This window comes from Rhodoluna sp. KAS3 (genome assembly GCF_026000575.1).
GTDB lineage: Bacteria > Actinomycetota > Actinomycetes > Actinomycetales > Microbacteriaceae > Rhodoluna.
The window spans coordinates 914,901-939,802 of sequence record NZ_AP026910.1; the positions used below are offsets into that span (position 1 = coordinate 914,901).

A 24,902-nucleotide genomic window follows, 5' to 3' on the forward strand; every position below is an offset into this window, starting at 1 on the left:
CGATAGGCTTAAACCTCTATGGAATTTCAAACCCCTGAGGACACCGTCCCATCGTCTTTCATCACGGATGAGCTGAGCCGACAACTAATCGGCCGCCCACCCGCAACTGGCGCATGGCGAGATGGCGACCCAGCGGGAGACCGACAGTTTGCGCCGCTATCAAATCTGAAACTTGAAAGCGGTCGAGTACTACCATCTGTACGAATCGCATTCGAGACTTGGGGTGAGCTCAATCACGAGCACACCAACGCCATCCTGGTGCTTCACGCACTCACCGGCGATTCACACGCAGCTGGCCCAGCAAGTAAGCAGCACCCGACCGAGGGCTGGTGGAGCGACCTAATCGGCCCTGGCCTAGCCATCGACACCGACAAGTACTACGTCGTCGTGCCAAATATTCTTGGCGGCTGCCAGGGCACCACCGGACCTTCGTCACTAGACACCAATGGCCGTGAGTTCGGCGCGCTGTTTCCGTACCTAACCATTCGCGACCAGGTTCACGCTCAGCACGAATTTGCCCACACCATTGGCATCAAGAAATGGGCAGCCATCATCGGCGGCTCGATGGGTGGCATGCACGTTCTTGAGTGGGCGATTACCTACCCCGATGAAGTGCGCAAGATTGCCGTAATCGCGGCACCTGCTGTCTCTTCAGCCGACCAGATTGCGCTGAACTCGGTGCAGGTTGAGGCAATTAAAACTGACCCAGCCTTCAATGACGGCAACTACTATGACGCCAAGGCAGGCTTTGGTCCGCACCGTGGCCTTGCACTGGCCAGACGCATGGCTCTCATCAACTACCGCTCACCGGGCGAACTCAATGAGCGCTTTGCAAGAAGCTGGCAATCTGGCGTGAGCCCACTGGGCGGCGGTGGCCGTTTTGCAGTCGAGAGTTACCTTGACTTCCACGGAAATAAGTTCACTCGACGCTTCGACGCAAACAGCTACATCACCTTGGTTGAGGCCATGAACTCTCACGATGTTGGCCGCGGGCGCGGTGGAGTTGAAGCAGCGTTGGCAACTATCAAGGCCATTAGCCTCGTGGTGGGAATCTCGACCGATCGACTGTTTCCGATTCAGGACCAAGCCCTGATTGCCGAGCACATCGGTGGCCCATTGATTGGTGGCGGACTCAGAACTATTGAATCGGCCTACGGTCACGACGGCTTCTTGATCGAGCGCGACGTGGTGGGACCGATGATCACCGAACTGCTTGAGGCTTAGCCAACGAACCTAGTTTTAGGTTGGCCCAAACCAAAAGCAGAATCAGGCCCAGGTTACGGACGGTAAGCAAACCTATGCTCAGCCACCCCAGACCCATCAGGTCTAGGTAATAAAGCGGGTAAATCAAGTAGGTAAGGGCCGCCAAACCAAGACCGCCAACCATTGCCACACGCCAGCCCTGCAGTTGAAAAATAATCACCGCGATGATCGGCACAGCTAGCCAGCCGATGAATTGTGGCGAGCCAACCTTGTTGAAAACGATCAGGTCCAGGACGGCCGTCAGTGAAACGATTGCAAACACCTGACTTGAATCTGCCCCGGCACGAGCAGCACGCCAGCCGAGCAAAGCGGTTATTGCAATTGCAACCGCCATGGCCGGAGTCATGAGCGCTGCTACCTCAGCAACACCCGGACCCGACACCTGATTGGTCAGCAGAACGTCATCGAAGTAGATGCCGGCGCCGACTGTGCCGAGTTTTGCGGCCCAGAGCCAGATAGTTGCGATTGGCGACTCAATTTGAATACCGCGATTGCCCTGCGTTGACACGAATGAAAACAACGATAAATCGCCGCCCAAAAGCAAGCCCAATGCTAAGACCGCTGACACAGCAATAGAAGCCGTGAGTAGCAAATTTTTCTTGAGATTTGATGACAAAAACAGACCCAGCGCCGTTGCTATCGGCCAAATCTTGACCCAGGCGCCCAGGGTGAAGAAAGTCACAGCCTGGCGAATTTTTCCGTTCGAGAAGGCCACTAATCCGAATCCGGCAATGGCGGTAGCTACGGCATCGATTCGCCCAATCGCCACCGGCCCGAGCAGAAATAAGAAACCCAGCCAAAACCAGGCGGCTACAAAGGCTTTCGATTGCCCGCGACCCCAGTCAGTAATTTGACCAATCAGCAGAGTGTTGAGGATGGCCATCATGGTGACCCATCCCAACAGAATGTTTACGCCACCACCCAGAGCCGTTGCCACAAAAATTGGTATCAGCGCCGGATACGGATACACCCAGTCGGCCGACACTCCTAAAATCGGGCCGCCCTGCATTTCAAAGAGCCACCAGCCGTAAAGCAGAACATCATTGAACGGAGCAACCCGGCCGTACATACCTGAGGTAGCAAACAAAAAGGCGTGAACCAAAACTGATGAGCCGGCCAGTGCCAGGAATTTGCGATTAAGCAAGGTGTCTCCGCACAATCTCTCGAACACTCTCGGCAACATCCAGAGCGCCAATCGGCCCACCTTCTGCAGCCAATCGGGCGGCAGCGGAGTGAAGCTCTACTGCGGCAGATAAAACATCAACCACTGAAAGATCCCCGGCAACAATTTCAAATGCGTTGCTGGCCAAAAGCGCACCGATAATTCCAGCGAGAACATCACCCGTGCCGGCAGTAGCTAGATCAGCCGGTCCGGGCTCGCACTCCAAGCAGCGGTCCGGGGTTGCGATTACCGTAACGGGGCCTTTCAGAAGCACGGTTTGGCCGGTAAGTTTTGCCGCAAGTAAAGCAGCCGCGGAGGGGTTAGTTTCAACAGCTGCTCGGTCTCTAAGCTGGCCGTATCGAGCTAGGAGTTTGACCATTTCTCCGGCGTGCGGGGTCAGGACGCAATCTGCCACGGCGGTAGCAAAATCAATCACTTCTAGAGCACCTGCGTCTACGACCAGGAGCCCCGGCTGAGAAGCAAGGACCTTGATTCGCCGCAGCTGATCAGAGCTTAATTGAGGGTCTACACCCGATCCAACCACCCATGCCTGTGCTCGACCCGGTTGAAAAACAACCTCAGGCCTAGCCTCGATGAGCAGGGTGGTAATTTTTTCGGGACCCAGATACCGAACCATTCCGATGCCGGTTCGAATCGCTGCAGTGACGCCCAAAATGGCAGCGCCTGGGTACTCATTCGACCCAGTTACAAAACCAACGACGCCCCGCGAATACTTGTCATCACTGACTTTTGGGGCGTGCAGGACACGGTTTAGGGTTGACTCCATTTGAATAGACTAACCACATGAGCAAACTCTTCTCTGAACTCACTCTTCGCAAATTAACAATTAGAAATCGCATTTTTATTGCACCGATGTGCCAGTATTCATGCGAGCAAAAAGACGGAGTGGTTTCAGAGTGGCACCTAGTTCACCTGGGTGCGCGTGCTGCCGGCGGCGCTGGGCTCATAATTGCTGAAGCCACCGCGGTTGCACCCGAGGGAAGAATTTCACCTTGGTGCCCTGGCATCTGGAATCAACAGCAGGTTGAAGCTTGGGCTCGGGTGAACAAGTTCATTCATGAGAACGGAGCCAAGTCAGCTCTCCAGCTTGCGCACGCCGGCCGAAAAGGCTCTAGCTACCGCGAATGGTCTGGCTCAGGTAGCGTCCCGCAAGCAGACGGTGGCTGGCAAACTGTGGCCCCAAGTGCGATTGCTTTTGATGGGTATGAGCCCCCTCGAGAGCTCAGCCTCAATGAAATCGAAGAGGTTATTCAGGCATTTGCCGCCGGTGCAAAAAACGCAATTGCCGCCGGGTTTGATGCCGTAGAAATTCACGCCGCTCATGGCTATCTCCTTCACCAATTCCTCTCCCCTCTGACCAATCAGCGCACCGATGATTTTGGCGGTTCTCTTGAAAATCGTGCCCGCCTGCTGCTCGGGGTAGTCAAGGCTGTTCGTTCAGCCATCGGTGAAGAGGCACCGATACTGGTTAGGTTTTCGGCAACCGACTATAAAGGCGGCGGTTGGAACGAGGCCGAAACATCTCGCGTTGCTACTTGGTGCTCAGAGTTGGGCGCAGACCTATTCGATATTTCTACCGGTGGCTTAATCACCGGAGTCCAAATTCCTACCGGGCCGGGTTACCAAGTTCCGATGGCCGAGTACGTGGCCGACAGGGTTTCATCGCCGGTGGGTGCTGTTGGGCAAATCACAACCGGTGCGCAGGCAGAAGAAATTCTCTCGGGCGGCAAAGTAGAAGTTGTCTTGATCGGACGAGCCAGCCTTCGTGATCCATCGTGGCCACTTCGAGCAGCCCACGAACTGGGTGTTGAGTTGGACTATTGGCCAAAACAGTATCGTCGCGGCGGTTTCTAACTACTTCGTGGTTGCGTCTTGAACTTCGCCAACGAGTTCTTCAAGGATGTCTTCCAAGAACAACACCCCTAGGACATTGCCTGATTTATCGAAAGCTTTAGCCATGTGAGCGTGAACTCTGCGCATGCTGGCCAAAGCATCTTCAAGCTCCATTGAAGCCGGAAGCGAAATCAGCGAGCGAATGCGCTTGGTCGGGAAGGCATCATCGATTTCATCTTGCTCAAGGTCAATGACGTCCTTTAGGTGAAGGTATCCCATCAGCTCACCCGAGGAATCAGTTAGTGGGTAGCGCGAGAATCCATACTTGGCCACCGCCTGCTCGACCTCACGCGGCGTGACACTGGTAGCAAACGCAACAAGTTTCTCAACCGGAATAGCTACGTCAATAACCTTTTTTTCGGTGAATTCGAAGGTGTTTGACAGGGTGCCGCTCACATCTGACAGCGCGCCTTCTCGAGTGGAATGTTCCACGATATCTTCGACCTGGTCGAGAGTGTAAGAACTTGTCGCCTCGTCTTTTGGTTCAAATTTAAACAATCGTAAGATCGCATTAGACACAGCATTAAGGCTGCCGACCAAAGGCTTAACCAGCATTGCCAATCCGTACAGCACCGGAGTCAAAATCAAAGCAGAACGTTCAGGCAGCGCAATTGCTAAGTTCTTCGGAACCATCTCGCCAACCACAACATGCAAGTAGGTAACCAGAAGCAGGGTGATAGCGAATGAAATCGTTGAAACCAACTCGTCACTGAGCCCCAGAAAGTGCAGCGGGTATTCGAGGAGGTGGTGAATACTCGGCTCGGCAATCAACAAAATAAGCAATGAAGAAATTGTGATGCCAAGCTGAGCGGTGGCCAACATCAACGAGACTCGCTCCATGGCGCGCAGCGTGATTTTGGCTGGGCGGCTACCTGCCTCGGCCCTTGGCTCAATCTGGGCTCGACGCGCACTGATCAGTGCGAACTCGGCCCCTACGAAAAATGCGTTGGTTAGCAATAGAACTACGAACCAAACCAAACCCTGAAGGTCAGAATTCACTATTCGCTCCCCTCCGCATCGGTGGTAGGTGTAAACCTGACTCGGTCAACTCGACGACCTTCCATACGCTCGACACGCAAGACGCCATCTTCAATCTGGACTTCATCGCCGTTGGCAGGAATACGGCCGAGCTCACTCATCATGAAACCTGCGACGGTCTCGTAGGCGCCGTCGGCCGGAACCTTGATTGCCATCTCGCGCAGTTCATCTGGGCGAATCAGGCCCGGAAACAGGATTGAGGAGTTTGCACCGCGAGTGACACCCGCCTTTGCTCGGTCGTGCTCGTCGGCAAGTTCGCCCACCAATTCCTCGATGAGGTCCTCAAGAGTCGCAAGACCGGCTGTGCCGCCGTATTCATCGACCACGATGGCCAGCTGAAGTCCCTTGGCTCGCAGTTCCACCATCAGAGTCTCTAACCGCATGGTCTCAGGTACGCGAAGCGCCGGCGCCATGATGGCCGAGACCGGCACGTCGGCACGTTTTTCGCGTGGCACTGCAGCCGCCTGCTTGACGTGAGCAACACCGATGATGTCGTCAGCCGAACCATCTGAGATCGGGAACCTAGAGTGCCCGGTTTTGATCGATGCCTCGATGAGAGCCTGAAGGTTTGAATCCTTGTCAAGCACGTGCATTCGCGGCCGAGGAGTCATTACGTCGGCTGCTACCAGCTGACTCAACGCAAGGGTCTTGGTGAGTAGCGTGGCGGTTTGCGCATCAAGCGCACCCATGCTTGCCGAGCGCCTTACCAGCGATGAAAGCTCTTCGGCGGTTCGAGTCGAGCTCAGTTCCTCTTTGGGTTCAATTCCAAACATGCGAACAATCCGGTCACCGGTAACACTCAAAAACCGAATCATGAATTTAAAGACCCATGTAAAAGCAACCTGAAAACGAACTACAAAGTTCAGGACCTTAAGCGGGCTAGAGAGCGCCATGTTCTTTGGAACCAGCTCACCGATAAGGAACGAGAAGATTGTTGCGATGGTCATTCCGGCAACCACCGAGAGTGCTTTTTGCGCGCCAGACTCAAGTGAAAGGCCGGCGAAGGCAGGCGTGAGTAGTTTGGTTAACGACGGCTCAGCAACAAATCCGGTTAAGAGGGTGGTAAGCGTGATTCCCAGCTGGGCGCTTGAAAGGTGTGTGCTGGTCACTTTTAGGGCAGCAATTGAAACCGAAAGGCCTTTTTCACCTCGACTACGACGTGCTTCGAGTTCATTTCGCTCGACATTCAGCAGCGAGAACTCGCTCGCCACAAACAGCCCGGTTCCGATAGTGAGTAGGACACCTACTCCGAGCATGAGCCAATCGTTCATCGGGGTAAATCACCCCAAGAACTATGGTCAGAACCTGCTTTATCCATTGCTTTAAGCATAGTCAGACTAAAAGCCACAATTCATTAGGCAAATCACCGCTAATCGCAATTTGCTGCAGACTCAAGCCGGTAGGCTTAACCCTGCACATCGAACGGATAATCATAAAGAGGTGGTTTCTCTGTCAGGCAACGCTGAGAACACAAATGGCGAAAACAATTTCGGAGCCAATGACTGGCTAGTGGACGAAATGTACGCCCAGTATCAGTCGAACCCCGATTCGGTCGATAAGGCTTGGTGGCCAATTCTCGAGAACTACCACCCAACCCAAACACCTCATGCCACCGCGTCGAGCGCAAGTCCAGCCGCTCCGCAGGGTAGTGCGCCGGCCCCGGCCGCCCAGCAGGTTATTCCAGCTGAACCGCAGACCATTCCTGCCGCTCCCCTAGTGGCAAAAACCACCCGCGTTGAGGCCCGCCCTCAGCCAATTCCAGCTCAGGCACCGGTCACCGAAGTTATTACTCAGGTCGCTGAAGCTGAAGAGGCGCAGGACAAGGTAAACGTACTAAAGGGCATGTCAAAGGCCCTAGCAACCAACATGGATGCTTCGCTACAGGTTCCGACCGCGACCTCGGTTCGAACCATTCCGGCCAAACTTTTGATTGACAACCGCATTGTGATCAACAGCCACTTGGCTCGAACCCGTGGCGGCAAGGTTTCCTTCACCCACATCATCGGTTACGCGATCATCCGCGCTCTAAAAGAGTTTCCAAGCCAAAACGTCTACTACGACATCATCGATGACAAGCCAGCTGCGGTAACGCCTGCGAACATCAATTTTGGACTCGCGATCGACATTCCAAAAGAAGACGGCACCCGTGCACTTTTGGTTCCAAACATCAAGCGCGCTCAGCGACTCAACTTTGCCGAGTACCTAAGCGCCTATGAAGACCTGGTCAAGAAGGCACGTGACAACAAGTTGACCGCCGGTGATTTTGCCGGCTCAACAGTTTCACTGACCAACCCAGGTGGAATCGGAACCGTTCACTCGGTACCTCGCCTAATGAAGGGCCAGGGCTGCATTATCGGCGCCGGCGCATTGGACTACCCGGCTGAGTTCCAGGGAATGTCAGACGCTCAGCTGTCAAAGTTGGGTGTCAGCAAGACCATCACACTAACCTCAACCTACGACCACCGTGTTATCCAAGGCGCTGGTTCAGGTGAATTCCTCAAGAAGATCCACGAACTCCTGCTGGGCGCTCGTGGCTTCTACGACGAAATCTTTGCCGACCTTCGCATTCCTTACGAGCCGGTCAAATGGGTCACCGACTTCGAGCGAAACGAAAACGACGACCGCACCAAAGAGACCCGCATCCAGGAACTAATCAACGCCTACCGCGTTCGAGGCCACTTGATGGCCGATGTTGACCCGCTTGAGTACAAGCAGCGCTCGCACGAGGATCTTGACATTTTGAACCACGGTTTGAGCCTCTGGGACCTAGACCGAACCTTCAAGACCGGTGGTTTTGGTGGCAAGGCCAAGGCTGAGTTCCGTGAGATTTACAAGATTCTTCGTGACAGCTACTGCCGCACCGTTGGTGTTGAGTACATGCACATTCAAGACCCAGCCCAGCGCAAGTGGTTCCAGTCCAAGCTTGAGCGCCCATACGCTAAGCCGACTCGCGACGAGCAGCTGCGCATTCTTGAAAAGCTGAATGAAGCCGAGGCTTTTGAAACTTTCTTGCAGACCAAGTTTGTTGGGCAAAAGCGCTTCAGCCTTGAGGGTGGCGAATCCACCATCGCAGCCCTTGATGAAATCTTGCAAGAGGCCGCCGACGCACAGCTTGAAGAAGTTGTAATTGGTATGGCTCACCGTGGCCGCCTAAACGTTCTAACCAACGTTGCCGGCAAGACCTACGGTCAGGTCTTCAAAGAATTTGAAGGCAACACCGACACCAAGACAGTTCAGGGCTCAGGTGACGTTAAGTACCATCTAGGCACCGAGGGTGTTTTCACCAACATGGACGGCAAGCAGGTTAAAGTTTCACTTGCCGCTAACCCATCTCACCTCGAGGCTGTAAACCCGGTGGTCGAGGGTATCGTGCGCGCCAAGCTTGACCGCACCGACTCTGTGATCAACAACAGCTTCCCGGTTCTTCCGGTTGTTATCCACGGCGATGCTGCTTTTGCAGGCCAGGGCGTAGTGCCTGAGGTACTGAACATGTCTCAGTTGCGTGGATACAAAACTGGCGGAACCATCAACATCGTCATCAACAACCAGGTTGGTTTCACCACTCCTCCAGGTGAGTCTCGCTCTACCGTTTATGCAACCGACGTTGCGAAGGGTATCCAGGCGCCAATTTTCCATGTAAACGGCGATGACCCTGAAGCAGTAGTCCGCGTGGCACGTCTAGCTTTTGAGTTCCGCCAGGAATTCAAAAAAGATGTCGTTCTTGACATCATTTGCTACCGTCGCCGTGGTCACAACGAGGGCGATGACCCATCGATGACCCAGCCTTTGATGTACAACCTGATCGAGGCCAAGCGTTCAGTACGCACCCTTTACCTAGAGTCACTCGTTGGCCGCGGTGACATCACTCACGAAGAGTTTGAAGCTGCAAACGCTGGCTTCCAGACCCGCCTTGAGAATGCATTCGTCGAGGTTCACGAGGCCATGATCGCTGCACCGGCTCTGCCGTCGCGCCCAGTTGGCATCGGTACCACCGCAAGCGACCAGACCGGAGTTGCGCAGGCCACTGCGATTTCACGCGCGGTTGTTGAGCAAATCGGTGATGCCCACAACAACCAGCCACCGGGCTTCCACGTGCACCCTAAGCTTCAGCAGCTGCTGACCAAGCGTGTTGAGATGAGCCGCGAAGGCGGCATCGACTGGGGCTTCGGCGAGCTACTAGCTCTAGGCTCGTTGCTTATCGAAGGCAAAACCGTTCGCATGGCCGGCCAGGACAGCCGACGCGGCACCTTTGTTCAGCGTCACGCTGTGTTCCACGATCGCGAAAACGGTCAAGAGTGGATGCCACTGCGCAACCTGTCTGCTGACCAAGCCAAGTTCTACATCTATGACTCACTGCTTAGCGAATACGCGGCCATGGGTTACGAATACGGCTATGCAGTTGAAAACAAGGATGCACTTGTTCTATGGGAAGCACAGTTTGGTGACTTTGCCAACGGCGCGCAGACCATCATCGATGAATTCATTTCATCAGCCGAGCAGAAATGGAACCAGCACTCCGGTGTAGTTCTGTTGCTGCCTCACGGCTACGAAGGCCAGGGGCCAGACCACTCATCAGCCCGAATCGAGCGCTACCTACAGTTGTGTGCTGAAAACAACATGACTGTTGCTCAGCCTTCGACTCCGGCATCTCACTTCCACCTACTTCGTCGCCAGGCTTACTCGACTCCGAAGCGCCCACTGATTGTGTTCACTCCGAAGTCAATGTTGCGTTTGAAATCAGCAGCATCGTCTGTTGAGGACTTCACCAATGGAACCTTCCAGCCGGTAATTGATGACCAGCAGGGTCTGGACAGAAACGCAGTCAAGCGAGTGCTGTTCTGTTCAGGCAAGATCTACTGGGACCTTTTGGCAGAGGCTCAAAAGCGCAACGATGGCACCACCGCAATCGTTCGTGTTGAGCAGCTCTACCCAACCCCGGTTGATGAAATCAAGGCGACCTACGCACAGTATCCAAACGCAGAATTGGTTTGGGTACAGGATGAGCCGGCTAACCAGGGACCATGGACCTACATCGGTCTATTCTTGCCTCGTTACATGGATGGCAAGGTGGCCAAGTTGGTTTCACGCCCAGCTAGCGCATCACCAGCAACAGGTTCTGCAAAGCGCCACGCTGTTGAGCAAGCTGACCTTATTGCCAGAGCGTTCTCGATCTAAGCATGCTGCAGGAGCCGCGTAAAGACATCAGAATCGTCATTCTTGGCGACTCGATAATTTCCGCTGCCGGCGACCCTAAAGGAATGGGGTGGGTTGGTCGCGTAACGTCCAAAACTCCAGCCAATTCGCCAAGGGTCGACATCTTTGCTTTGCCAGCGCCAGACGAAACAACCAGCAAGCTATCTGAGCGTTGGGCTCAGGAGGTTCAACGCCGGTTTAGCGACCAGACCGAAAACCGCCTGGTAATTGCGCTCAACAATTTGGATCCAGCCGCAGGTATATCAATCTCACGCAGCCGACTCAACATCGCAACTATCGTTGACGAAGCCAAGCGCGCAGGCATTGAGTCATTCCTGGTTGGCCCAACCCCTCACCGCAACCCTGAGTTGAATTCCGAGATTGAGCACCTAGCCTCTGGCTTTGAGGACGTTGCGTCAAGACGCGGCATACCGTTTGTTGATTGCTTTAGACCGCTCGTTGAGCACGAGGGTTGGAATCAAGAAATTGCCAACACCGAACACGGATTACCGGGGCAAATTGGTCACGGATTAATCGCATGGCTGGTGCTAAACCGTGGCTGGTACGAGTGGCTTGGGCTTCCAGAGCCAGAATAAAAAAATCCGCACCCAGGTGCGGATTTTTCGTTTAGCAAATCTTTTTATGCGTGCTTAGTGAGCCGCACCATTCTGAATATCGCGGATGCGCGACATCACGCGCTGGGCAAGTTCGGCAGGCGGGGCTTCATCGCAGGCGCCCTTAATGACACCGTTGATCAGGTTCTCAAGGTCGTAGTCAGTCTCACAACTATCGCAGTTTGCGAGGTGAGCAGTAATGTCATCGATGTCCTGGCCACTGAGTTCGTTGTGCAGGTACTCGTGCACGTGGCGCTTGGTTTCTTGGCAATCGAAGTTAGACATTCGAGGCCTCCCCTTTGTTGGATTCAGATACGTCGTAGCCCTCTTGAGCCGCATACTCAGCAAGTAGCTTTCGGAGAAGCTTCTTACCTCGGTGAAGGCGGCTCATGACTGTTCCGACTGGAGTGTGCATGATGTCTGCAATCTCTGCATAAGGCAGGCCATCGACTACGGCGTAGTAGACCACCATTCTGAATTCATCTGGGATAGCGTGAAGGGCTTTCTTGATGGTTTCTGAAGGCATGTTGTCAATGGCTTCGAGCTCGGCAGACCGAGTCGAGTGAGCTGTGACCGACTCGGCTGAACCGAGCTGCCAGTCCTCTAGCTCGTCTAACCCACCCTTGGCCTGATCTTTGGCCCGCTTGTTGTACAAGTTGATGTGGGTGTTGGTCATGATGCGGTACAGCCAGGCCTTTAGGTTGGTGCCTTGCTGGTACTGGGCCCATGCTACGAACGCCTTGGCAAAGGTCTCTTGAACCAAATCCTCGGCGTCAGATGGATTACGAGTCCAGCGCAAAGCTGCACCATAAAGTTGCGGCATGAGTGGTAGCGCCTGCTGCTCAAATTCGTGAATTTGGAGGCGCTTTTGTTCTGCATCAGATTGCTTCATCACGTTTGAGTTTAGCCGCGAGTGCGACAACCCCATTCCAGAGACAGCAAAAGTAGACATGGTACTTTTAACTCATGACTTCTAACCAAAATTCCCAGCCTTGGCACGCTCCTGTGGCCTCGGCGCCACTCGATGCAGCGGTGGCCCTCCCTGGTTCAAAGTCACTAAATAATCGAGAGCTTGTGCTTTCTGCGCTGGCCTCCGAACCAACTCTTCTAACCGGCACCTTGGCTTCTCGCGACAGCACACTGATGATCGAGGCGCTTCGGCAGCTGGGTACTGACATCGAAGTCCGCGATGTCGGGTCTATTTTGGTTACCCCAAAACCGTTCGACAACCCAGCGGTCATTGACTGCGGCTTGGCCGGCACCGTGATGCGGTTTGTTCCGCCAGCTGCGCTGCTAAGCAACCAAAAGGTAGTTTTCGACGGCGATGAAGCTGCACGCCGCCGTCCTATGAGCACAACCATCGATAGCCTGCGTGCGCTGGGTGTATCGGTGTCAGATGAGGGTAAGGGCTCATTACCCTTCACGGTTCACGGCACCGGCACGGTAGCGGGCGGCGAGGTCACCATCGATGCCTCCGCTTCAAGTCAGTTTGTATCCGGGCTGCTACTAGCTGCTGCCAGATTTGAGAATGGCCTAGTGCTGCGTCACGTTGGCGAGCACCTGCCATCGATGCCTCACATCGAAATGACCCTAGATTGCCTAACCAAGCGCGGCGTTAAGGTTTCAACCCCAGAACCAGCTGTCTGGAAGGTCGAACCAGGTTTGATTAGCGGCGGTTCAGTAGCAATTGAGCCAGATCTCTCAAATGCTGGTCCTTTCCTGGCCGCAGCGATGGTTGCCGGTGGCTCGGTATTCATTCAGGGCTGGCCTGATTCCACAACTCAGGTCGGCGACGAATTTGATGGAATTCTTCAGCAGATGGGCGCAGAGATTGTCCGTGAAAATGGTGGCCTAACCATCACCGGCACTGGCGCGATTCACGGAATCGACATTGATCTTTCTATCGGCGGCGAACTCACCCCGGTAATTGCTGCGCTGGCGGCTCTTGCTGACAGCCCAACTGTGATTCGCGGTGTAGCACACCTTCGCGGTCACGAGACCGACCGTCTGGCGGCGCTGGCAGCCGAAATTAACCGCATCGGTGGAATTGCACGCGAGACCCCTGACGGTCTAGAAATTGACCCGAGCGATAACCTTCACGGCGCCATTTGGCAGACCTACGAGGACCACCGAATGGCGACTGCCGGTGCAATCATTGGACTTCGGGTTCCTGGAATCCAGATTGAAGACATCACGACTACTTCAAAGACAATGCCAAACTTTGCCTCAATGTGGCAAGGCATGCTTGGCCAGAACAACTGGCAGATTCAGCTTGGTGAAGACGCTTGAGTTGGCTTTATGAGCCAGATCCGGGTCAAAACGACCTAGACGAAACCGATGTGCGTGTGCGCCCAAACCCAAAGGGCAACAAGCCAAGAACTAAGAAACGCCCAGAACACAAAGAGGCACCAATCGGCTTGGTATTGGGCGTTGACGTCGGGCGCTATCGGGTACTCCTCGAGTCTGAGGACCGAATCATAAATGCCACCTTGGGTAAAGAATTACGCAAACAAGGTGCCGCTGTAGGCGACCGTGTAGCGCTTGCCGGCGACATCTCCACTACCGAGGGCGCGTTGGCGCGAATCGTGCGAATCGAACCTCGCACTTCGCTGCTGCGTCGCAGCGCCGACGATTCTGATGTGGTCGAGCGGGTAATCGTTGCTAATGCTACCCAAATGGCCATTGTGGTTGCTATTGCTAACCCAGAGCCAAGAACCCGATTGATTGATCGCTACCTTGCGGCTGCCTACGACGCGGGTCTTAGACCAATCTTGGTAATCACCAAAACCGACTTGGCCAACCCAGATGAGTTCCTGGCTAACTTTGCTGGACTGAGTATTCCGGTAGTGCTCAACCGCTCTGATGCACCCGCTCTGCCGGCATTGCGCGAGTTGCTGACTGGCCAAACCACCGTGTTTGTTGGGCATTCCGGAGTTGGTAAATCGACTTTGGTAAACGCCCTGGCACCGCATGCGCAGCGTGCAACCGGCGGAGTAAACATTGTGACCGGTCGCGGCCGCCACACATCTTCTTCGGTGCGGGCCATCCGCTTGGATGAAAACTTCGGCGAAGGTTGGATCATCGACACCCCGGGTGTTCGATCATTTGGTTTGGGGCATGTGAAGCCTGAAAACCTTTTGCGTTCATTTGAAGACCTTTGGGCAGTGATTGAGACCTGTCCGCGCGACTGCAACCACACATCCGACGCCCCAGATTGCGCCCTCGACGATGCCATCGCGGCAGGGTCACTTGGTCCTAGCGGTGAGGGGCGAGTCGATTCACTCCGCCGCCTGATTACATCACTGGCAAACCACAGCGAAAAGCCCGGCGAATAGAATTTCAATCATGACCTTTTCTTCTGACCTCGACCTAGCTCTGGCAATTGCTGACCTTGCAGATTCAATTGCGCTCGAGCGCTTTCGGGCATTGGACCTAAAGGTTGAAACCAAACCTGATCGCAGCCCGGTCACCGATGCAGATCAAGCGGTAGAGCGCGCCATCAAGGCGCTGCTGGCTGAAAAAGCGCCTTCTGACGCACTCATTGGCGAGGAGTATGGAAGCGCCGACGGCACCACTAACCGCACCTGGATCATTGACCCGATTGATGGAACCGCAAACTACCTGCGCGGTGTTCCAGTTTGGGCAACTCTGATTGCCCTGGCTATCGATGGCAAACCAACTGTAAGTGTGGTTTCAGCCCCTGCAATGGGAAGACGCTGGTGGGCTGCCCCAGAAATCGGTGCTTGGACGCGAGACATCGATGGATCAACTCGACAGTTGGCCGTGTCTGGAATTTCTGATTTCGAAAACGCCTCAATCAGCTACAACAACTTGCAGCTGTGGGACCAATCAGGGCGATTGCCGCAACTTTTAGAACTAAGCCGCAAACTATGGAGAACCCGTGCTTACGGTGACTTCTGGAGCTACATGCTGCTAGCTGAAGGCGCCCTTGAAATCGTTGCCGAGCACGACCTGAAGATTTACGACATTGCCGCCTTAGTGCCAATCGTGGAGCTAGCTGGCGGCCAATTCAGCGACTTGGATGGTTCGCTGAACGCAGCATCATCCAGCGTGCTGGCAACCAATGGAAAACTCCACTTTGCAACCGCCGAGGCGCTCCGAGCCTAACCAACTTAGGCTGATAATGTATTAACAACTTGTCAAAGTTTGACGAGTGTAAACATCGGCGTTGAGGATGGCAATGAACCAGCAGGAGAATATTCTTCCCCTATCCGTATTCATGGATCTTGACCGTTCGGGACCGATTCCTCTCTACTTCCAGGTAGCTCAAAAAATCGAAGATGCCATCATGAGTGGCCAGCTAGCGGCTGGTTCACGTCTTGAAAACGAGGTATCCCTTGGTGAGCGACTGGGGCTTAGCCGCCCTACTGTTCGCCGCGCGATTCAGGACCTAGTCGATAAGGGACTTTTGGTTCGCCGTCGTGGAATCGGAACCCAGGTGGTTCACGGTCAGGTAACACGTGGCGTTGAGCTTACTTCCCTCTACGAGGACTTGAGCCGAAGTGGGCAGAAGCCTTCGACCAAAATTCTTGACTACAAACTCACCAAGGCCGATGCCAAAATTGCCGAGAAACTAAACGTTGCCGTAGGCTCACCGGTGCTTTACGTCAAGCGTCTACGCTCAGCAGATAAAGTTGCGGTGTCAATTCTCGAAAACTGGCTGCCAGCCGAATTCACCGACATAACCGAGGCGGATTTGAACGAACACGGCCTTTACCAAATCCTTCGACTACGCGGCGTAACCATCCGGGTTGCTAAACAGCGAATTGGTGCGCGCAAGGCAAACCAGGCTGAGGCAACCGCACTCGACATTGAAAAGAACGCTGCGTTGCTAACCATGGACCGCACCGCCTATGACAACTCTGGCCACGCGGTTGAATTTGGCCACCACTGCTACCGCCCAGATCTTTACTCATTCGAAGTAACCCTGGTTGAAAAATAGAATCCAGGCACATACCTGTTAAATGAGAAATCGGGCCAATCCCCTTCGGCCCGATTTCTTCTTTTTGGCGTAACTCACCGACTATGCAGACGGAACAGCCAACTCCCCAGTTTGATACTGTGCGACGCCAAACCCAAACGACCAATCCTGTGGGCCGTTTTCGACATATCCGATGAAAACATCTTCGCCAGCGATCTCAACCTCGGCTAGCTTCTCGGAAATGCGTGCATACAAAGCCTGCTTTGTTTCATCGCTTCGCCCACGTTGGGTGAAGATCTGGATCATCACAACACCGTCGGTCCGATCGAAGCCCAGCCCGGCGTCCTCAGCAATAATCAGCGTTGGCTGATTGATTATCTGAAAACGATCACGGATAGGAATGCCGTAAACCTCGACAATCGCGGTGTGAATTCCATCGGCAATTGCCCTTACCTGCTCGGCACTGTATCGCGGATTCAGGTCAATACGGACCAGCGGCATGTGGCTTCCCTTCGATAGAAATTTACTTTGTTAGGACATTCTTACATATATCGAAGAGTAAGGCAATAGCCCCGAACTTAGGGATTGTTTTTCTACTGAGGAGTCAGTAATCGCCTAAATTCAGCCAAGGCGTGGCTTGAATCACCTTTCGCCCACCCCTCAAGTGCAACCACTCCGCCGTATCCAATGCTCTCCAGCTCGGCTGCAATGCGCGGGTAATAGATTTCCCCAGTGCCTGGCTCACATCGGCCCGGGACATCAGCTACTTGAATTTCACCGATATACGGAAGCGCTTCTCTTACCAACTCAACGAGATTGCCCTCGCCAATTTGAGCATGGTAGAGATCTAGATTCATTTTTAGGTGTTCACTGTCAACCCGGCGGACGAGTTCCATAGTGTCGGCGGCACGAGCAAAAGGCGTTCCAGGGTGGTCCACTGCCAAGTTCAAATTCTCGAGAGTAAACACTCTCCCAGCTGCCTCGCCAAGCTCCGCGATTCGCTTGAGTGTATCTACGGCCTTGGCCCAGTCATCGGGGGTGACTTCGGTTCCCTGACGGATTGCCTGACCATTTTCATCGAGACCGGTTCCATGCAGGTTGAGCCTCGGTGAATCGATTACCTCCGCTGCCTGCAAGGAGAGCTTTGCCGTTCTAATAAGTTCTGCGGCACCGTCATCGGTAATTAGGTCACCGGTTAAATATCCGGTCATCGATGAAAAAGTGGCGCCAGTCTTTGCCAGTGCTTCGAGATCCTTATTGGCCCAATTCCAAATCTCAACCAAAAAGCCTTCGTCTTTGATGCGATTCACGCGCTCAACAAAAGGTAGATCTAGAAATAGCATCTCCGCGGATGCGCCCAACTGATACTTCATGTATTTCTCCACAAATCAAGGCTTCGTCGCCTACGAGTAAGTCTAGTTTGGACCGGTCCATCTATTTTCACCATTTTGGATTCAAACACAGAAAACCCCCGAGATTTTTCTCATCCCGGGGGCCTCCAATCAACTTCTAGTTATAGAACGTCGGCTTGTTCGCGTATTTTGCATCAACGCACCCTCCGGTGTGTAGAGCCTCAAGCCCTGCCTCAACAGCAGCTGCCGCCAGATAGCCATCCCAGGCGCTTGGGCCATCGATTTCGCCACGCTTAGTTGCATTGACCCAGCGTTGAATCTGAGAGTCGTAAGCCGCAGCAAAACGGGTTTTGAATGACATGTGCTCTGCAGTGCCAATTTGGCCATCGAACCAGGTATTCATGCCACTGGTACGCCCAATCTCGGCGATGCCGTTCTCAAAAACGGCCTCGGTCTTAACTTGGTAACCGAACTTCACTGAAACGTTCATTTCCACGGTCGCCAATACATCTGATTCCGTGGTCAACAGAACCAAAATCGGGTCATTGAAACCATCATGATTGTTTGAATTTCGCTTCATTGCTTTGACTTCAACACTTTTAATCGGTGAATCAGTTAGGAAGCGCACGATGTCAATCTCGTGGACTACCGAGTCAAAGATCAACATGTCGTTGTGATACGACTCTGGGACCTCAGGGTTCCGGTGGGCGCAGTGCAATCCGAGAAGTTCACCCTGTCCTTTGGAGCTGATCAGTTCTTTTAGATTTTGGTAACCTGCGTCGAATCGGCGCATGAAGCCCACCTGAATGAGCTGCTTTCCGGTTGCCACCTCTGCCTCGACCATTCGCATTGAAGACGCTGAGTCAGGGGTGAGAGGTTTCTCGCAAAGTATTGGAAGACCTGCAGCTAGTGCCGGCAAAAGCACAGGCTCGTGGAATTGACCCGGGGTTGCAATCAGCACCGCATCGATGCCTCCGGCTGCGATTGCCGCCTCAATGTTTGGGAACCACACTGCTGCTGGGGCTTCAGCCAAGGCGGCCCTTGCCCGACCTTCGTCAGGTTCAACGACTGCCGCCACCGAAGCTCCAACAATTCGATTTTCAATTCGAATAATGTGATCGGCTCCCATTAGGCCCGCGCCGACTACGGCGATTCTTAGTTCAGACAATTTTCTCTCTCTGGTTTAGATGAATCGGGCCGCGTGCGTGCATGAACCAATATGTTCGCGAGTGCGCTTGGCGATTGGGAATGGAAAATCTACTTCACAGCCGTACATGTCCTGCTCAACGATTGCGAACATCTCCGGGTTGATTTCGGCTGCCTTTTCAAGAATCGGAGCGAACTCTGGAACGCCCTCGAATCCCGGCTCTGTCATAACGCCCTTTGCGACTGCGTCCACAAACGGCATGTCATTCTTGAGCGCTTCAGCCAAAATGTCAGGGTGAACCTGCTTCAGGTGGAGATATCCGATTCGGTCCGGGTAGGCGTTCATGAGCTTGACGTTGTCGCCGAGGTAGTAGGCAAAGTGACCAGTATCCAGGCAAAGGTTAGTGAACTCTTTGTTCGTCTCCTGCAAGAATCTCTCCACCTCGGCATAAGTGCCGATGTGACTGTCCGCGTGCGAGTGGAATTGTTGCTTGATGCCGTATTCCTCTAGAAGCGCCTTGCCCAGTTTGTCGTGACCCGCTGCCAACTTCTTCCATTGATCATTGTCCAAAGTTCTCGACTCCAGGACTTCTGCGGTTGCGTCAGAGCGCCACAAATCCGGAATCACTACCAGGTGTTCAACACCCAACTTTGAAACCAGTCCAGCTACATCGAGCGCTTGGTCCCACGCGCGCTTCCACTGGTCATCACCCTTGTGGAAGCCGGTGAACACCGTTCCTGCCGACAACTTTAGGTCGTGCTCGGCAAGAACGTCAGCAAGCTGATTTGGATCCGTTGGCAAATAACCAAAAGGCCCTAACTCGATCCAGTGGTAGCCAGCAGCTTGCACCTCGTCTAGGAATCGCTCCCACGGAACCTGCTTTGGGTCATTTGGAAACCAGACACCCCACGAATCAGGGGCAGTTCCAACGCGAATTTGATTAGTCATAGTTAGTTTCCCTGCAAACTTTCACGATATTTGCGAATGCCCTCTGCGCCGCCAACCACCGCAGCGGTCAACTCCTCGACAGTCGTGCCCTCCCGGCGCACATCAAGGATTTTGCGGCCATGATTCATGACGATGTGCCGATCGCAAACTTGGTAGGCATGGTGAAGGTTGTGAGTAACCAGCACCGAACTAACACCCTCGGTTTTCAATTGACGGAGGTAATCGAGCAATGCCTCGGTGGCACCAAGAATTGCTAGTGCGGCGATGCTTTTCTTTCTGATAGATAGCTTCACTTCATTGTGTCCTTTGTTAGTTGGATGTGGAGATTGACTTCTAGTAAGTAATCGAACCCACATCGAACTTAGCGTTAAGAAAAACGCTATGTAAGGACAAAGCGCATTTATTTGATAACGAATTAGTAAAGTTATACTAGCACGTGCCAATTGAGATAGGCCAGTATCTAGAGCTTTTTTCGGCTAATCCGTTAGATTGTTTGGCTGGCACGTGCTAGATCTAACGACCAGAGTTGAGCTGGTGAGAGACGTTTCCGATAGGTACTTGTCGCCCCGAATACGGGCAGCCAAGTCCTCAACGCTAGCCTTGGCAAGCTCAGTCGGATCCTGACGCACCGTAGTCATGTCTAGGTAGGACTCTTTGGCGATCGTGTCATCGTAGCCAACGACAGAGACGTCCTCTGGAACCTTTAGGCCTGCCTTTTGAAGGCAGTGAATGAGGCCAAATGCGCTTTGATCGTTATTGCAGACCACGGCGGTTGGTAATTTCTCCATCGCCAGTAGTCGTTCGGCAGCTAGAGCACCCCCGGCCTCAGCGAAGTCACCCGAAATCCCAATAATGGTTTTCTTTAGGTGGTGCTTATCCATCGCTGATTCATAGCCCTCAAGTCGATATTCGATGTCGAGCATATCCTTGGCATTCACGTAGGCAATCGACTTATGCCCAAGACCGATCAAATACTCAACCGCGTCGAAAACTCCCGATTCGCCGCGCGATGAGACCACTCCGCACCTGACGCCCGTGAGTCTTCTACCTAGACTTACCAACGGAATTGTTCTCGCCAACTTTTGCAACCTGGTCAGACTTAGCGTCGAGGCTATAAGTATTAGACCGTCGCATCGATGGCCAATTACCTCGTCAATGGCCTCCAAATCGGTTCGATCACTTGAAATGGCGCTCAAGACCAGCTGAAAGCCCTGTTCCGCAGCCTGCTTATAGATTGCCGGAATGATGTCGTAGGTTGAGCTTTCAGAAGCGTGAAATACCAGGCCTATGTACTTAGAACCCTCGCGTCTAAGTGACTGCGCCGCCAGATTCGGTCGGTAGCCCAATTCCTTTGCAGCTGCGCGAATTTTGGCCTCAGTGTCAGCGCTCACTCCCGGTGCATCTCGAAACACCAAGCCCACCAATTGACGCGATACGCCCACTCGCTCAGCCACATCGGCCATAGTTGGCGGACGCTGGTCATAGCGTTCCTTGTTTTCCTTCTTAGCCATGCTCTAATCCTAAAAACAGAGATGGGTCACCCGTAAAGGTAACCCACTTTTCCTAATTCGCTTACTTCAAGGCCGCGATGCGCTTTTCCATCTCTTCACGCTGGTAAATCGCCACTGCGCGAGCATTTTCATTCTCAGCAAAGACGCTTGAGCACATAATGCTGTTCGGATTATCCAAGAACCCAATGCTCTTGAGGCCGCCGAAGAATTCATCGAAGTTCACATCTCCATCACCCATCTTGAGGTGCTGGTGAACACGAACTGCGTTGCCAGGAGGGTTTGTGATGTAGCGCAGACCGTGAGAAGCGGTGTGGTCCATGGTGTCTGACACGTGAACAATTCCAAGTCGATCGCCGGCCGCCTGCATAATTTCGAGCGGCTGGTTACCCATGTGGAAGGTGTGCGAAGCCACATAAACCATGCCGAAATTCTTTGAATTGATTCCACGGATAACGCGCCAGGCAGCTAATCCATTTTCAACAAAGTCATCTGGGTGCGGGTCAATGAATACCTTGATGCCCTCTTTTTCAATGATAGGAACCAGCTCTTCCATCGAACGGTAGAAAGCGCGTTCCGACTCCTCGGCGCGCTCTGGGCGCCCGTTGAACTCGGTTCCAATCGTGTCAACACCAAGTTCGGCGGTAATCCGAATTACGCGCTTCCAGTAACGCACCGCGGCTTCGCGGGCGTCTTCATCTGGGCCTGACCAACGAAGCACCGGCAAGGTTGATGCAATCTCGACACCGGCATCCTGACAAGCCTTCTTCATCTTCTTGACTAGGTCATCATCGGCCTTCGGGTGATTGAAGAACGGAATCATGTCGGCATGCGGAGTCATCTGCAGGTATTTGTAACCGAGGTCTGCGGCGAGCGCCGGAAACTCAAGCAGTGAGTGAGTGCTGTGGAACGGGGTTGGGTCTAGTGCAATCTTGACCATTGACTTCTCCTTCGAAGCAGTTTTGAACTTAGTTATTTCTTTCGACTGCGCCTTTGCCCAGCAAGAGCTTCTGCGACTTCTTGACCTCGGCGTATCCGATGTATGCCTGCTGAGTACTCTCAAGCTCTGAAACAGGCATTACCGGAACATCCCACCAGCCCTCGCCGTCAGGTGCGTAAATCAGTGGGTCGTTGTTGATGTGAATCAGCACTGGCCCACCCTGGTGCGCCTTGGCCGCCTTTACGGCCGCCTTTAGATCGGTGATTGAGTCAGGGCCCGGCTCAACGCGAATTACCTTGACGCCATAGCTCTCGGCATTGGCCGCAAGATCGATTGGCAGGACATCGCCGGTCTCGTGGTTGTTGCCAGACTCGTCGCGGTAGCGGTACTTGGTTCCGTAGCGCTGTGACCCAACATCCTCAGACAGGTGGCCGATAGAAGCGTATCCGTGGTTCTGAATCAAGACTGTGATGAACTTCAGGCGCTCAGCTACGGCAGTTACTAGCTCGGTGTGCATCATCAGATATGAGCCATCACCCACCATCACGATGGCATCGCGGGTCTTGTCGGCGCGAGCAACACCAAGACCGGCTGCAATCTCGTAACCCATGCAAGAGAAGGCGTACTCAACGTGGTAACCCAGGTCGTCGCGCACTCGCCATAGCTTGTGTAGGTCGCCAGGCAGTGAACCCGCGGCACAGATAACCACGTCGCGCGGGTCAGAAGACTCTTGAACGGCACCGATAATTTCAGGCTGGCCTGGCAACTCACGTCGCTGATCTACGAATGAAGCATCAACTGCGGCATCCCAGATGGCCTTCTGCTGGCCGTAGTGCTTGCGGAACTCCTCAGCAACCGCGTAGCCAGAAAGCTCCTCTGAAAGCTCTGTGATTGACTCACGCGCATCTGCAACAACCGGGATGGCCGATCCGTGCTTGAAAGCATCGAAAGAAGCCACGTTGATGTTGATGAACTTAACTTCTGGGTTTTGGAAGGCAGTGCGGCTGGCAGTTGTGAAGTCACTGTATCGAGTACCAATACCGATAATCACGTCGGCCTCAGCTGCAATTCGGTTTGCGGCAGTGGTTCCGGTTGCACCAACGGCACCTAGGTTCTGGTCGTGGTCCCAAACCAACGAACCGACTCCAGCCTGAGACATACCTACTGGAATTCCAGTCTGCTCAACAAAGCGGCGAAGTTCTTGGTTTGCGTCAGAGTAGATCACTCCACCACCGGCAATAATCATTGGGCGCTTTGCACCTCGAATTGCCTTGGCAACCTCGGCCATCAGACCTCGGTCTGGGCGTGGGCGGCGAATGTGCCACTCGCGGTCAGCCAAGAATTCTTCTGGAACGTCAATTTCCTCTGCCTGAACATCCTCTGGCAGGGCGATGGTTACGGCGCCAGTCTCAACCGGGTCGGTCAAAACTCGCATGGCTCCGAGCAAGGCCGAGAAGATCTGCTCTGGGCGGGTAACGCGGTCAAAGAAACGAGACAGCGGACGGAATGCGTCATTCACAGTCATTACCGCGTCGTAAGGCTGCTCAAGCTGCTGAAGCACTGGGTCGGCCACTCGGTTTGCGAAGGTGTCCGAAGGCAGCAATAGGACCGGCAAGCGGTTGGTAGTTGCCACCGCTGCGGCGGTCAGCAAATTGGCAGCACCTGGGCCAACTGAGGCAGCGCACGCATAGGTTGAACGGCGGCGAGTCATGCGAGAGAAGGCAATCGACTCATGCCCCATCGCCTGCTCGTTGCGCGCCTGGTGATAAGGCATGGCTTTTGGATCGGTCACAGATAACTGCTTGAGCGCCTGACCGATTCCGGCAACGTTACCGTGACCAAAGATTCCGTAAACACCTTCGATGGTGCGTACACGGATGTCTCCGTCGACGGTGTACTGGTGAGCCAGGAATTCAACGATTGCCTGACTTACTGACATTCTGCGAGTAGCCATTTTGATACTTTCTCTGTTTACGCGGTGTATGGGAGTCTTGGGTCTGGATCTTGGTGGTGCCAGGTTTCGCGAATCCAGGCGTGGTTTGGGTCGTCGGTGATGTTCCAGCTGCGATCTGGGTCTGGGCCAGCCATGACGTTGAAGAAATAGAGGTCATAACCCGGCGAAGCCATGGCCGGACCGTGCCATCCGTGTGGCACTAGGCCGACGTCGCCCGAGCGAACCTCTTCGAGCAAGTCGTACTCGCGCTCATCTGAGGCATAGCCGCGAAGGTAGCCGATTGCATCAGAGGCTGCCGGCGGTGTTACTCCCCTAGTAACGGCAGTCTCGAAGTAGTAGATCTCTTCAAGGTTTGATTCAACGCCAGGAATGTAGGTGTCGTGCTTGTGAGCCGGGATTCCCGACCAGTTGCCAGCCGGAACGATGACCTCGACCACAATGAAGCGGTCAGCATCAAGGTGCTCTGGCACACCAAAGTTGTGAACCTGTCGGCTTTCACGACCGGCACCGCGCACAAATACCGGAACCTCCTCGGCGGCGATAAATTTGACCGCCTTAGAGTTCTTTGCAGGCGCTTCACCGATGCAAACTCGGCCTTCTCCGTGGATCTTAATTTCGGTATCCACCGGCAGGTAAATCAGATCTGAGGTGCCGTGGAACACTGACTTTCGTCCACGCAGGAACTGCGTTTGAAACGCGGTTTCACCAGCCAGGCGGTACTCAACAGTCAGGCCGACGCCCTCGAGCGGGAAGATTAACCTCTCGAGGCCGTCAGCGATGATGTGGAACTGCCTACCTGCACCAAGGGTGCCCACTCGAAGGCCGGTGTGCTGCCAGCCTTTGATTGAGCCGTCGACCAAGACATCCCAGTTGTCTTTGGCTAACTCACCCTTTTTGAAAAACCACGTCATTGGAGTCTCTAACTAA

23 protein-coding genes are annotated in these 24,902 nt (G+C 53.9%); 8 read left to right on the forward strand and 15 right to left on the reverse strand.

Annotated features, from left to right (window positions below; genetic code table 11):
- Positions 1 to 18: 18 nt before the first annotated feature.
- The gene (locus tag OO731_RS04565; protein ID WP_138275607.1) at positions 19 to 1,224 is read left to right on the forward strand and encodes a homoserine O-acetyltransferase; all 1,206 of its coding nucleotides are present in this window, start codon (positions 19 to 21) and stop codon (positions 1,222 to 1,224) included.
- Here OO731_RS04565 and OO731_RS04570 read toward each other — a convergent pair.
- Together OO731_RS04570 and OO731_RS04575 are read right to left on the reverse strand one after the other, a co-directional pair.
- Positions 1,202 to 2,407 carry a hypothetical protein gene (locus OO731_RS04570; RefSeq protein ID WP_264889817.1) on the reverse strand — a complete coding sequence of 402 codons (1,206 nt, stop codon included), beginning with the start codon at positions 2,405 to 2,407 and terminating at the stop codon, positions 1,202 to 1,204. The genes OO731_RS04565 and OO731_RS04570 overlap by 23 nt on opposite strands.
- Positions 2,400 to 3,212 (reverse strand): ADP/ATP-dependent (S)-NAD(P)H-hydrate dehydratase, encoded by an 813-nt coding sequence (locus OO731_RS04575; protein ID WP_264889818.1) that lies wholly within the window; start codon positions 3,210 to 3,212, stop codon positions 2,400 to 2,402. Before OO731_RS04575 ends, OO731_RS04570 begins: the two co-directional genes overlap by 8 nt.
- Positions 3,213 to 3,229: 17 nt before the next feature.
- On the opposite strand from OO731_RS04575, the gene OO731_RS04580 reads away from it, so the two are divergent.
- Positions 3,230 to 4,300 (forward strand): NADH:flavin oxidoreductase/NADH oxidase, encoded by a 1,071-nt coding sequence (locus tag OO731_RS04580; RefSeq protein ID WP_264889819.1) that lies wholly within the window; start codon positions 3,230 to 3,232, stop codon positions 4,298 to 4,300.
- Here the strand turns inward: OO731_RS04580 and OO731_RS04585 are convergent, their stop codons facing one another.
- Both OO731_RS04585 and OO731_RS04590 read right to left on the reverse strand, forming a co-directional pair.
- On the reverse strand, positions 4,301 to 5,338 hold the full coding sequence (locus tag OO731_RS04585) for a hemolysin family protein (RefSeq protein WP_264889820.1): 1,038 nt from the start codon (positions 5,336 to 5,338) through the stop codon (positions 4,301 to 4,303). It abuts the gene before it with no gap.
- Positions 5,338 to 6,648: a hemolysin family protein gene (locus OO731_RS04590; protein WP_264889821.1), complete on the reverse strand. Its 1,311-nt coding sequence runs from the start codon at positions 6,646 to 6,648 to the stop codon at positions 5,338 to 5,340. Before OO731_RS04590 ends, OO731_RS04585 begins: the two co-directional genes overlap by 1 nt.
- Before the next feature lie 178 nt (positions 6,649 to 6,826).
- On the opposite strand from OO731_RS04590, the gene OO731_RS04595 reads away from it, so the two are divergent.
- Positions 6,827 to 10,552 carry a multifunctional oxoglutarate decarboxylase/oxoglutarate dehydrogenase thiamine pyrophosphate-binding subunit/dihydrolipoyllysine-residue succinyltransferase subunit gene (locus tag OO731_RS04595; protein WP_264890670.1) on the forward strand — a complete coding sequence of 1,242 codons (3,726 nt, stop codon included), beginning with the start codon at positions 6,827 to 6,829 and terminating at the stop codon, positions 10,550 to 10,552.
- A 2-nt stretch (positions 10,553 to 10,554) separates the two neighbouring features.
- On the forward strand, positions 10,555 to 11,166 hold the full coding sequence (locus OO731_RS04600) for a GDSL-type esterase/lipase family protein (RefSeq protein ID WP_138315682.1): 612 nt from the start codon (positions 10,555 to 10,557) through the stop codon (positions 11,164 to 11,166).
- A 54-nt stretch (positions 11,167 to 11,220) separates the two neighbouring features.
- Here the strand turns inward: OO731_RS04600 and rsrA are convergent, their stop codons facing one another.
- The gene (gene rsrA / locus OO731_RS04605) at positions 11,221 to 11,469 is read right to left on the reverse strand and encodes a mycothiol system anti-sigma-R factor (protein ID WP_138275614.1); all 249 of its coding nucleotides are present in this window, start codon (positions 11,467 to 11,469) and stop codon (positions 11,221 to 11,223) included.
- Positions 11,462 to 12,076: a sigma-70 family RNA polymerase sigma factor gene (locus OO731_RS04610; RefSeq protein ID WP_264890671.1), complete on the reverse strand. Its 615-nt coding sequence runs from the start codon at positions 12,074 to 12,076 to the stop codon at positions 11,462 to 11,464. Before OO731_RS04610 ends, rsrA begins: the two co-directional genes overlap by 8 nt.
- 74 nt (positions 12,077 to 12,150) lie before the next feature.
- Here OO731_RS04610 and aroA point away from each other — a divergent pair, with 74 nt between their 5' ends.
- The 4 genes from aroA (at position 12,151) to OO731_RS04630 (ending at position 16,147) form a co-directional block, all read left to right on the forward strand.
- Positions 12,151 to 13,473: a 3-phosphoshikimate 1-carboxyvinyltransferase gene (gene aroA, locus OO731_RS04615; RefSeq protein ID WP_264889822.1), complete on the forward strand. Its 1,323-nt coding sequence runs from the start codon at positions 12,151 to 12,153 to the stop codon at positions 13,471 to 13,473.
- Entirely contained in the window at positions 13,470 to 14,519 is a 1,050-nt protein-coding gene (gene rsgA / locus OO731_RS04620; RefSeq protein WP_138316465.1) for a ribosome small subunit-dependent GTPase A, read from the forward strand. Before aroA ends, rsgA begins: the two co-directional genes overlap by 4 nt.
- 10 nt (positions 14,520 to 14,529) lie before the next feature.
- Positions 14,530 to 15,312, forward strand: coding sequence for an inositol monophosphatase family protein (locus OO731_RS04625; protein WP_138316466.1), 783 nt, complete (start codon positions 14,530 to 14,532; stop codon positions 15,310 to 15,312).
- A gap of 73 nt (positions 15,313 to 15,385) precedes the next feature.
- Complete coding sequence (locus OO731_RS04630) at positions 15,386 to 16,147, forward strand: GntR family transcriptional regulator (protein WP_138316467.1); 762 nt, start codon at positions 15,386 to 15,388, stop codon at positions 16,145 to 16,147.
- Between the two features lie 81 nt (positions 16,148 to 16,228).
- Here OO731_RS04630 and OO731_RS04635 read toward each other — a convergent pair whose 3' ends face one another.
- The 9 genes from OO731_RS04635 to iolB all read right to left on the reverse strand — a co-directional run bounded on the left by OO731_RS04635 (position 16,229) and on the right by iolB (position 24,886).
- Positions 16,229 to 16,627, reverse strand: coding sequence for a tautomerase family protein (locus tag OO731_RS04635; RefSeq protein ID WP_138316468.1), 399 nt, complete (start codon positions 16,625 to 16,627; stop codon positions 16,229 to 16,231).
- Positions 16,628 to 16,719: 92 nt separating this feature from the next.
- Complete coding sequence (locus tag OO731_RS04640; RefSeq protein ID WP_264889823.1) at positions 16,720 to 17,499, reverse strand: TIM barrel protein; 780 nt, start codon at positions 17,497 to 17,499, stop codon at positions 16,720 to 16,722.
- 136 nt (positions 17,500 to 17,635) lie between these two features.
- On the reverse strand, positions 17,636 to 18,646 hold the full coding sequence (locus tag OO731_RS04645) for a Gfo/Idh/MocA family oxidoreductase (protein WP_264889824.1): 1,011 nt from the start codon (positions 18,644 to 18,646) through the stop codon (positions 17,636 to 17,638).
- A gap of 15 nt (positions 18,647 to 18,661) precedes the next feature.
- Positions 18,662 to 19,573 (reverse strand): sugar phosphate isomerase/epimerase, encoded by a 912-nt coding sequence (locus OO731_RS04650; RefSeq protein WP_264889825.1) that lies wholly within the window; start codon positions 19,571 to 19,573, stop codon positions 18,662 to 18,664.
- A 2-nt stretch (positions 19,574 to 19,575) separates the two neighbouring features.
- The gene (locus tag OO731_RS04655; RefSeq protein WP_264889826.1) at positions 19,576 to 19,866 is read right to left on the reverse strand and encodes a hypothetical protein; all 291 of its coding nucleotides are present in this window, start codon (positions 19,864 to 19,866) and stop codon (positions 19,576 to 19,578) included.
- A gap of 183 nt (positions 19,867 to 20,049) precedes the next feature.
- A complete protein-coding gene (locus OO731_RS04660) occupies positions 20,050 to 21,084 on the reverse strand; it encodes a LacI family DNA-binding transcriptional regulator (RefSeq protein ID WP_138316472.1) in 1,035 nt (344 codons plus the stop codon).
- A gap of 61 nt (positions 21,085 to 21,145) precedes the next feature.
- Positions 21,146 to 22,021: a sugar phosphate isomerase/epimerase family protein gene (locus tag OO731_RS04665; RefSeq protein WP_138316473.1), complete on the reverse strand. Its 876-nt coding sequence runs from the start codon at positions 22,019 to 22,021 to the stop codon at positions 21,146 to 21,148.
- A gap of 28 nt (positions 22,022 to 22,049) precedes the next feature.
- A complete protein-coding gene (gene iolD, locus OO731_RS04670; RefSeq protein WP_138316474.1) occupies positions 22,050 to 23,975 on the reverse strand; it encodes a 3D-(3,5/4)-trihydroxycyclohexane-1,2-dione acylhydrolase (decyclizing) in 1,926 nt (641 codons plus the stop codon).
- Positions 23,976 to 23,992: 17 nt separating this feature from the next.
- Entirely contained in the window at positions 23,993 to 24,886 is an 894-nt protein-coding gene (gene iolB / locus OO731_RS04675; RefSeq protein ID WP_264889827.1) for a 5-deoxy-glucuronate isomerase, read from the reverse strand.
- Positions 24,887 to 24,902: the final 16 nt, after the last annotated feature.

Bases quoted from the DNA above. Each gene is read 5' to 3' on its own strand.
- OO731_RS04650 (WP_264889825.1), bottom strand. From the start codon at position 19,573: ATGACTAATCAAATTCGCGTTGGAACTGCCCCTGATTCGTGGGGTGTC.
- OO731_RS04580 (WP_264889819.1), top strand. From the start codon at position 3,230: ATGAGCAAACTCTTCTCTGAACTCACTCTTCGCAAATTAACAATTAGA.
- rsrA (WP_138275614.1), bottom strand. From the start codon at position 11,469: ATGTCTAACTTCGATTGCCAAGAAACCAAGCGCCACGTGCACGAGTAC.
- OO731_RS04625 (WP_138316466.1), top strand. From the start codon at position 14,530: ATGACCTTTTCTTCTGACCTCGACCTAGCTCTGGCAATTGCTGACCTT.
- iolD (WP_138316474.1), bottom strand. From the start codon at position 23,975: ATGGCTACTCGCAGAATGTCAGTAAGTCAGGCAATCGTTGAATTCCTG.
- OO731_RS04610 (WP_264890671.1), bottom strand. From the start codon at position 12,076: ATGAAGCAATCTGATGCAGAACAAAAGCGCCTCCAAATTCACGAATTT.
- OO731_RS04660 (WP_138316472.1), bottom strand. From the start codon at position 21,084: ATGGCTAAGAAGGAAAACAAGGAACGCTATGACCAGCGTCCGCCAACT.
- OO731_RS04565 (WP_138275607.1), top strand. From the start codon at position 19: ATGGAATTTCAAACCCCTGAGGACACCGTCCCATCGTCTTTCATCACG.
- iolB (WP_264889827.1), bottom strand. From the start codon at position 24,886: ATGACGTGGTTTTTCAAAAAGGGTGAGTTAGCCAAAGACAACTGGGAT.
- aroA (WP_264889822.1), top strand. From the start codon at position 12,151: ATGACTTCTAACCAAAATTCCCAGCCTTGGCACGCTCCTGTGGCCTCG.
- OO731_RS04600 (WP_138315682.1), top strand. From the start codon at position 10,555: ATGCTGCAGGAGCCGCGTAAAGACATCAGAATCGTCATTCTTGGCGAC.
- OO731_RS04590 (WP_264889821.1), bottom strand. From the start codon at position 6,648: ATGAACGATTGGCTCATGCTCGGAGTAGGTGTCCTACTCACTATCGGA.
- OO731_RS04665 (WP_138316473.1), bottom strand. From the start codon at position 22,021: ATGGTCAAGATTGCACTAGACCCAACCCCGTTCCACAGCACTCACTCA.
- OO731_RS04630 (WP_138316467.1), top strand. From the start codon at position 15,386: ATGAACCAGCAGGAGAATATTCTTCCCCTATCCGTATTCATGGATCTT.
- OO731_RS04635 (WP_138316468.1), bottom strand. From the start codon at position 16,627: ATGCCGCTGGTCCGTATTGACCTGAATCCGCGATACAGTGCCGAGCAG.
- OO731_RS04640 (WP_264889823.1), bottom strand. From the start codon at position 17,499: ATGAAGTATCAGTTGGGCGCATCCGCGGAGATGCTATTTCTAGATCTA.
- OO731_RS04575 (WP_264889818.1), bottom strand. From the start codon at position 3,212: ATGGAGTCAACCCTAAACCGTGTCCTGCACGCCCCAAAAGTCAGTGAT.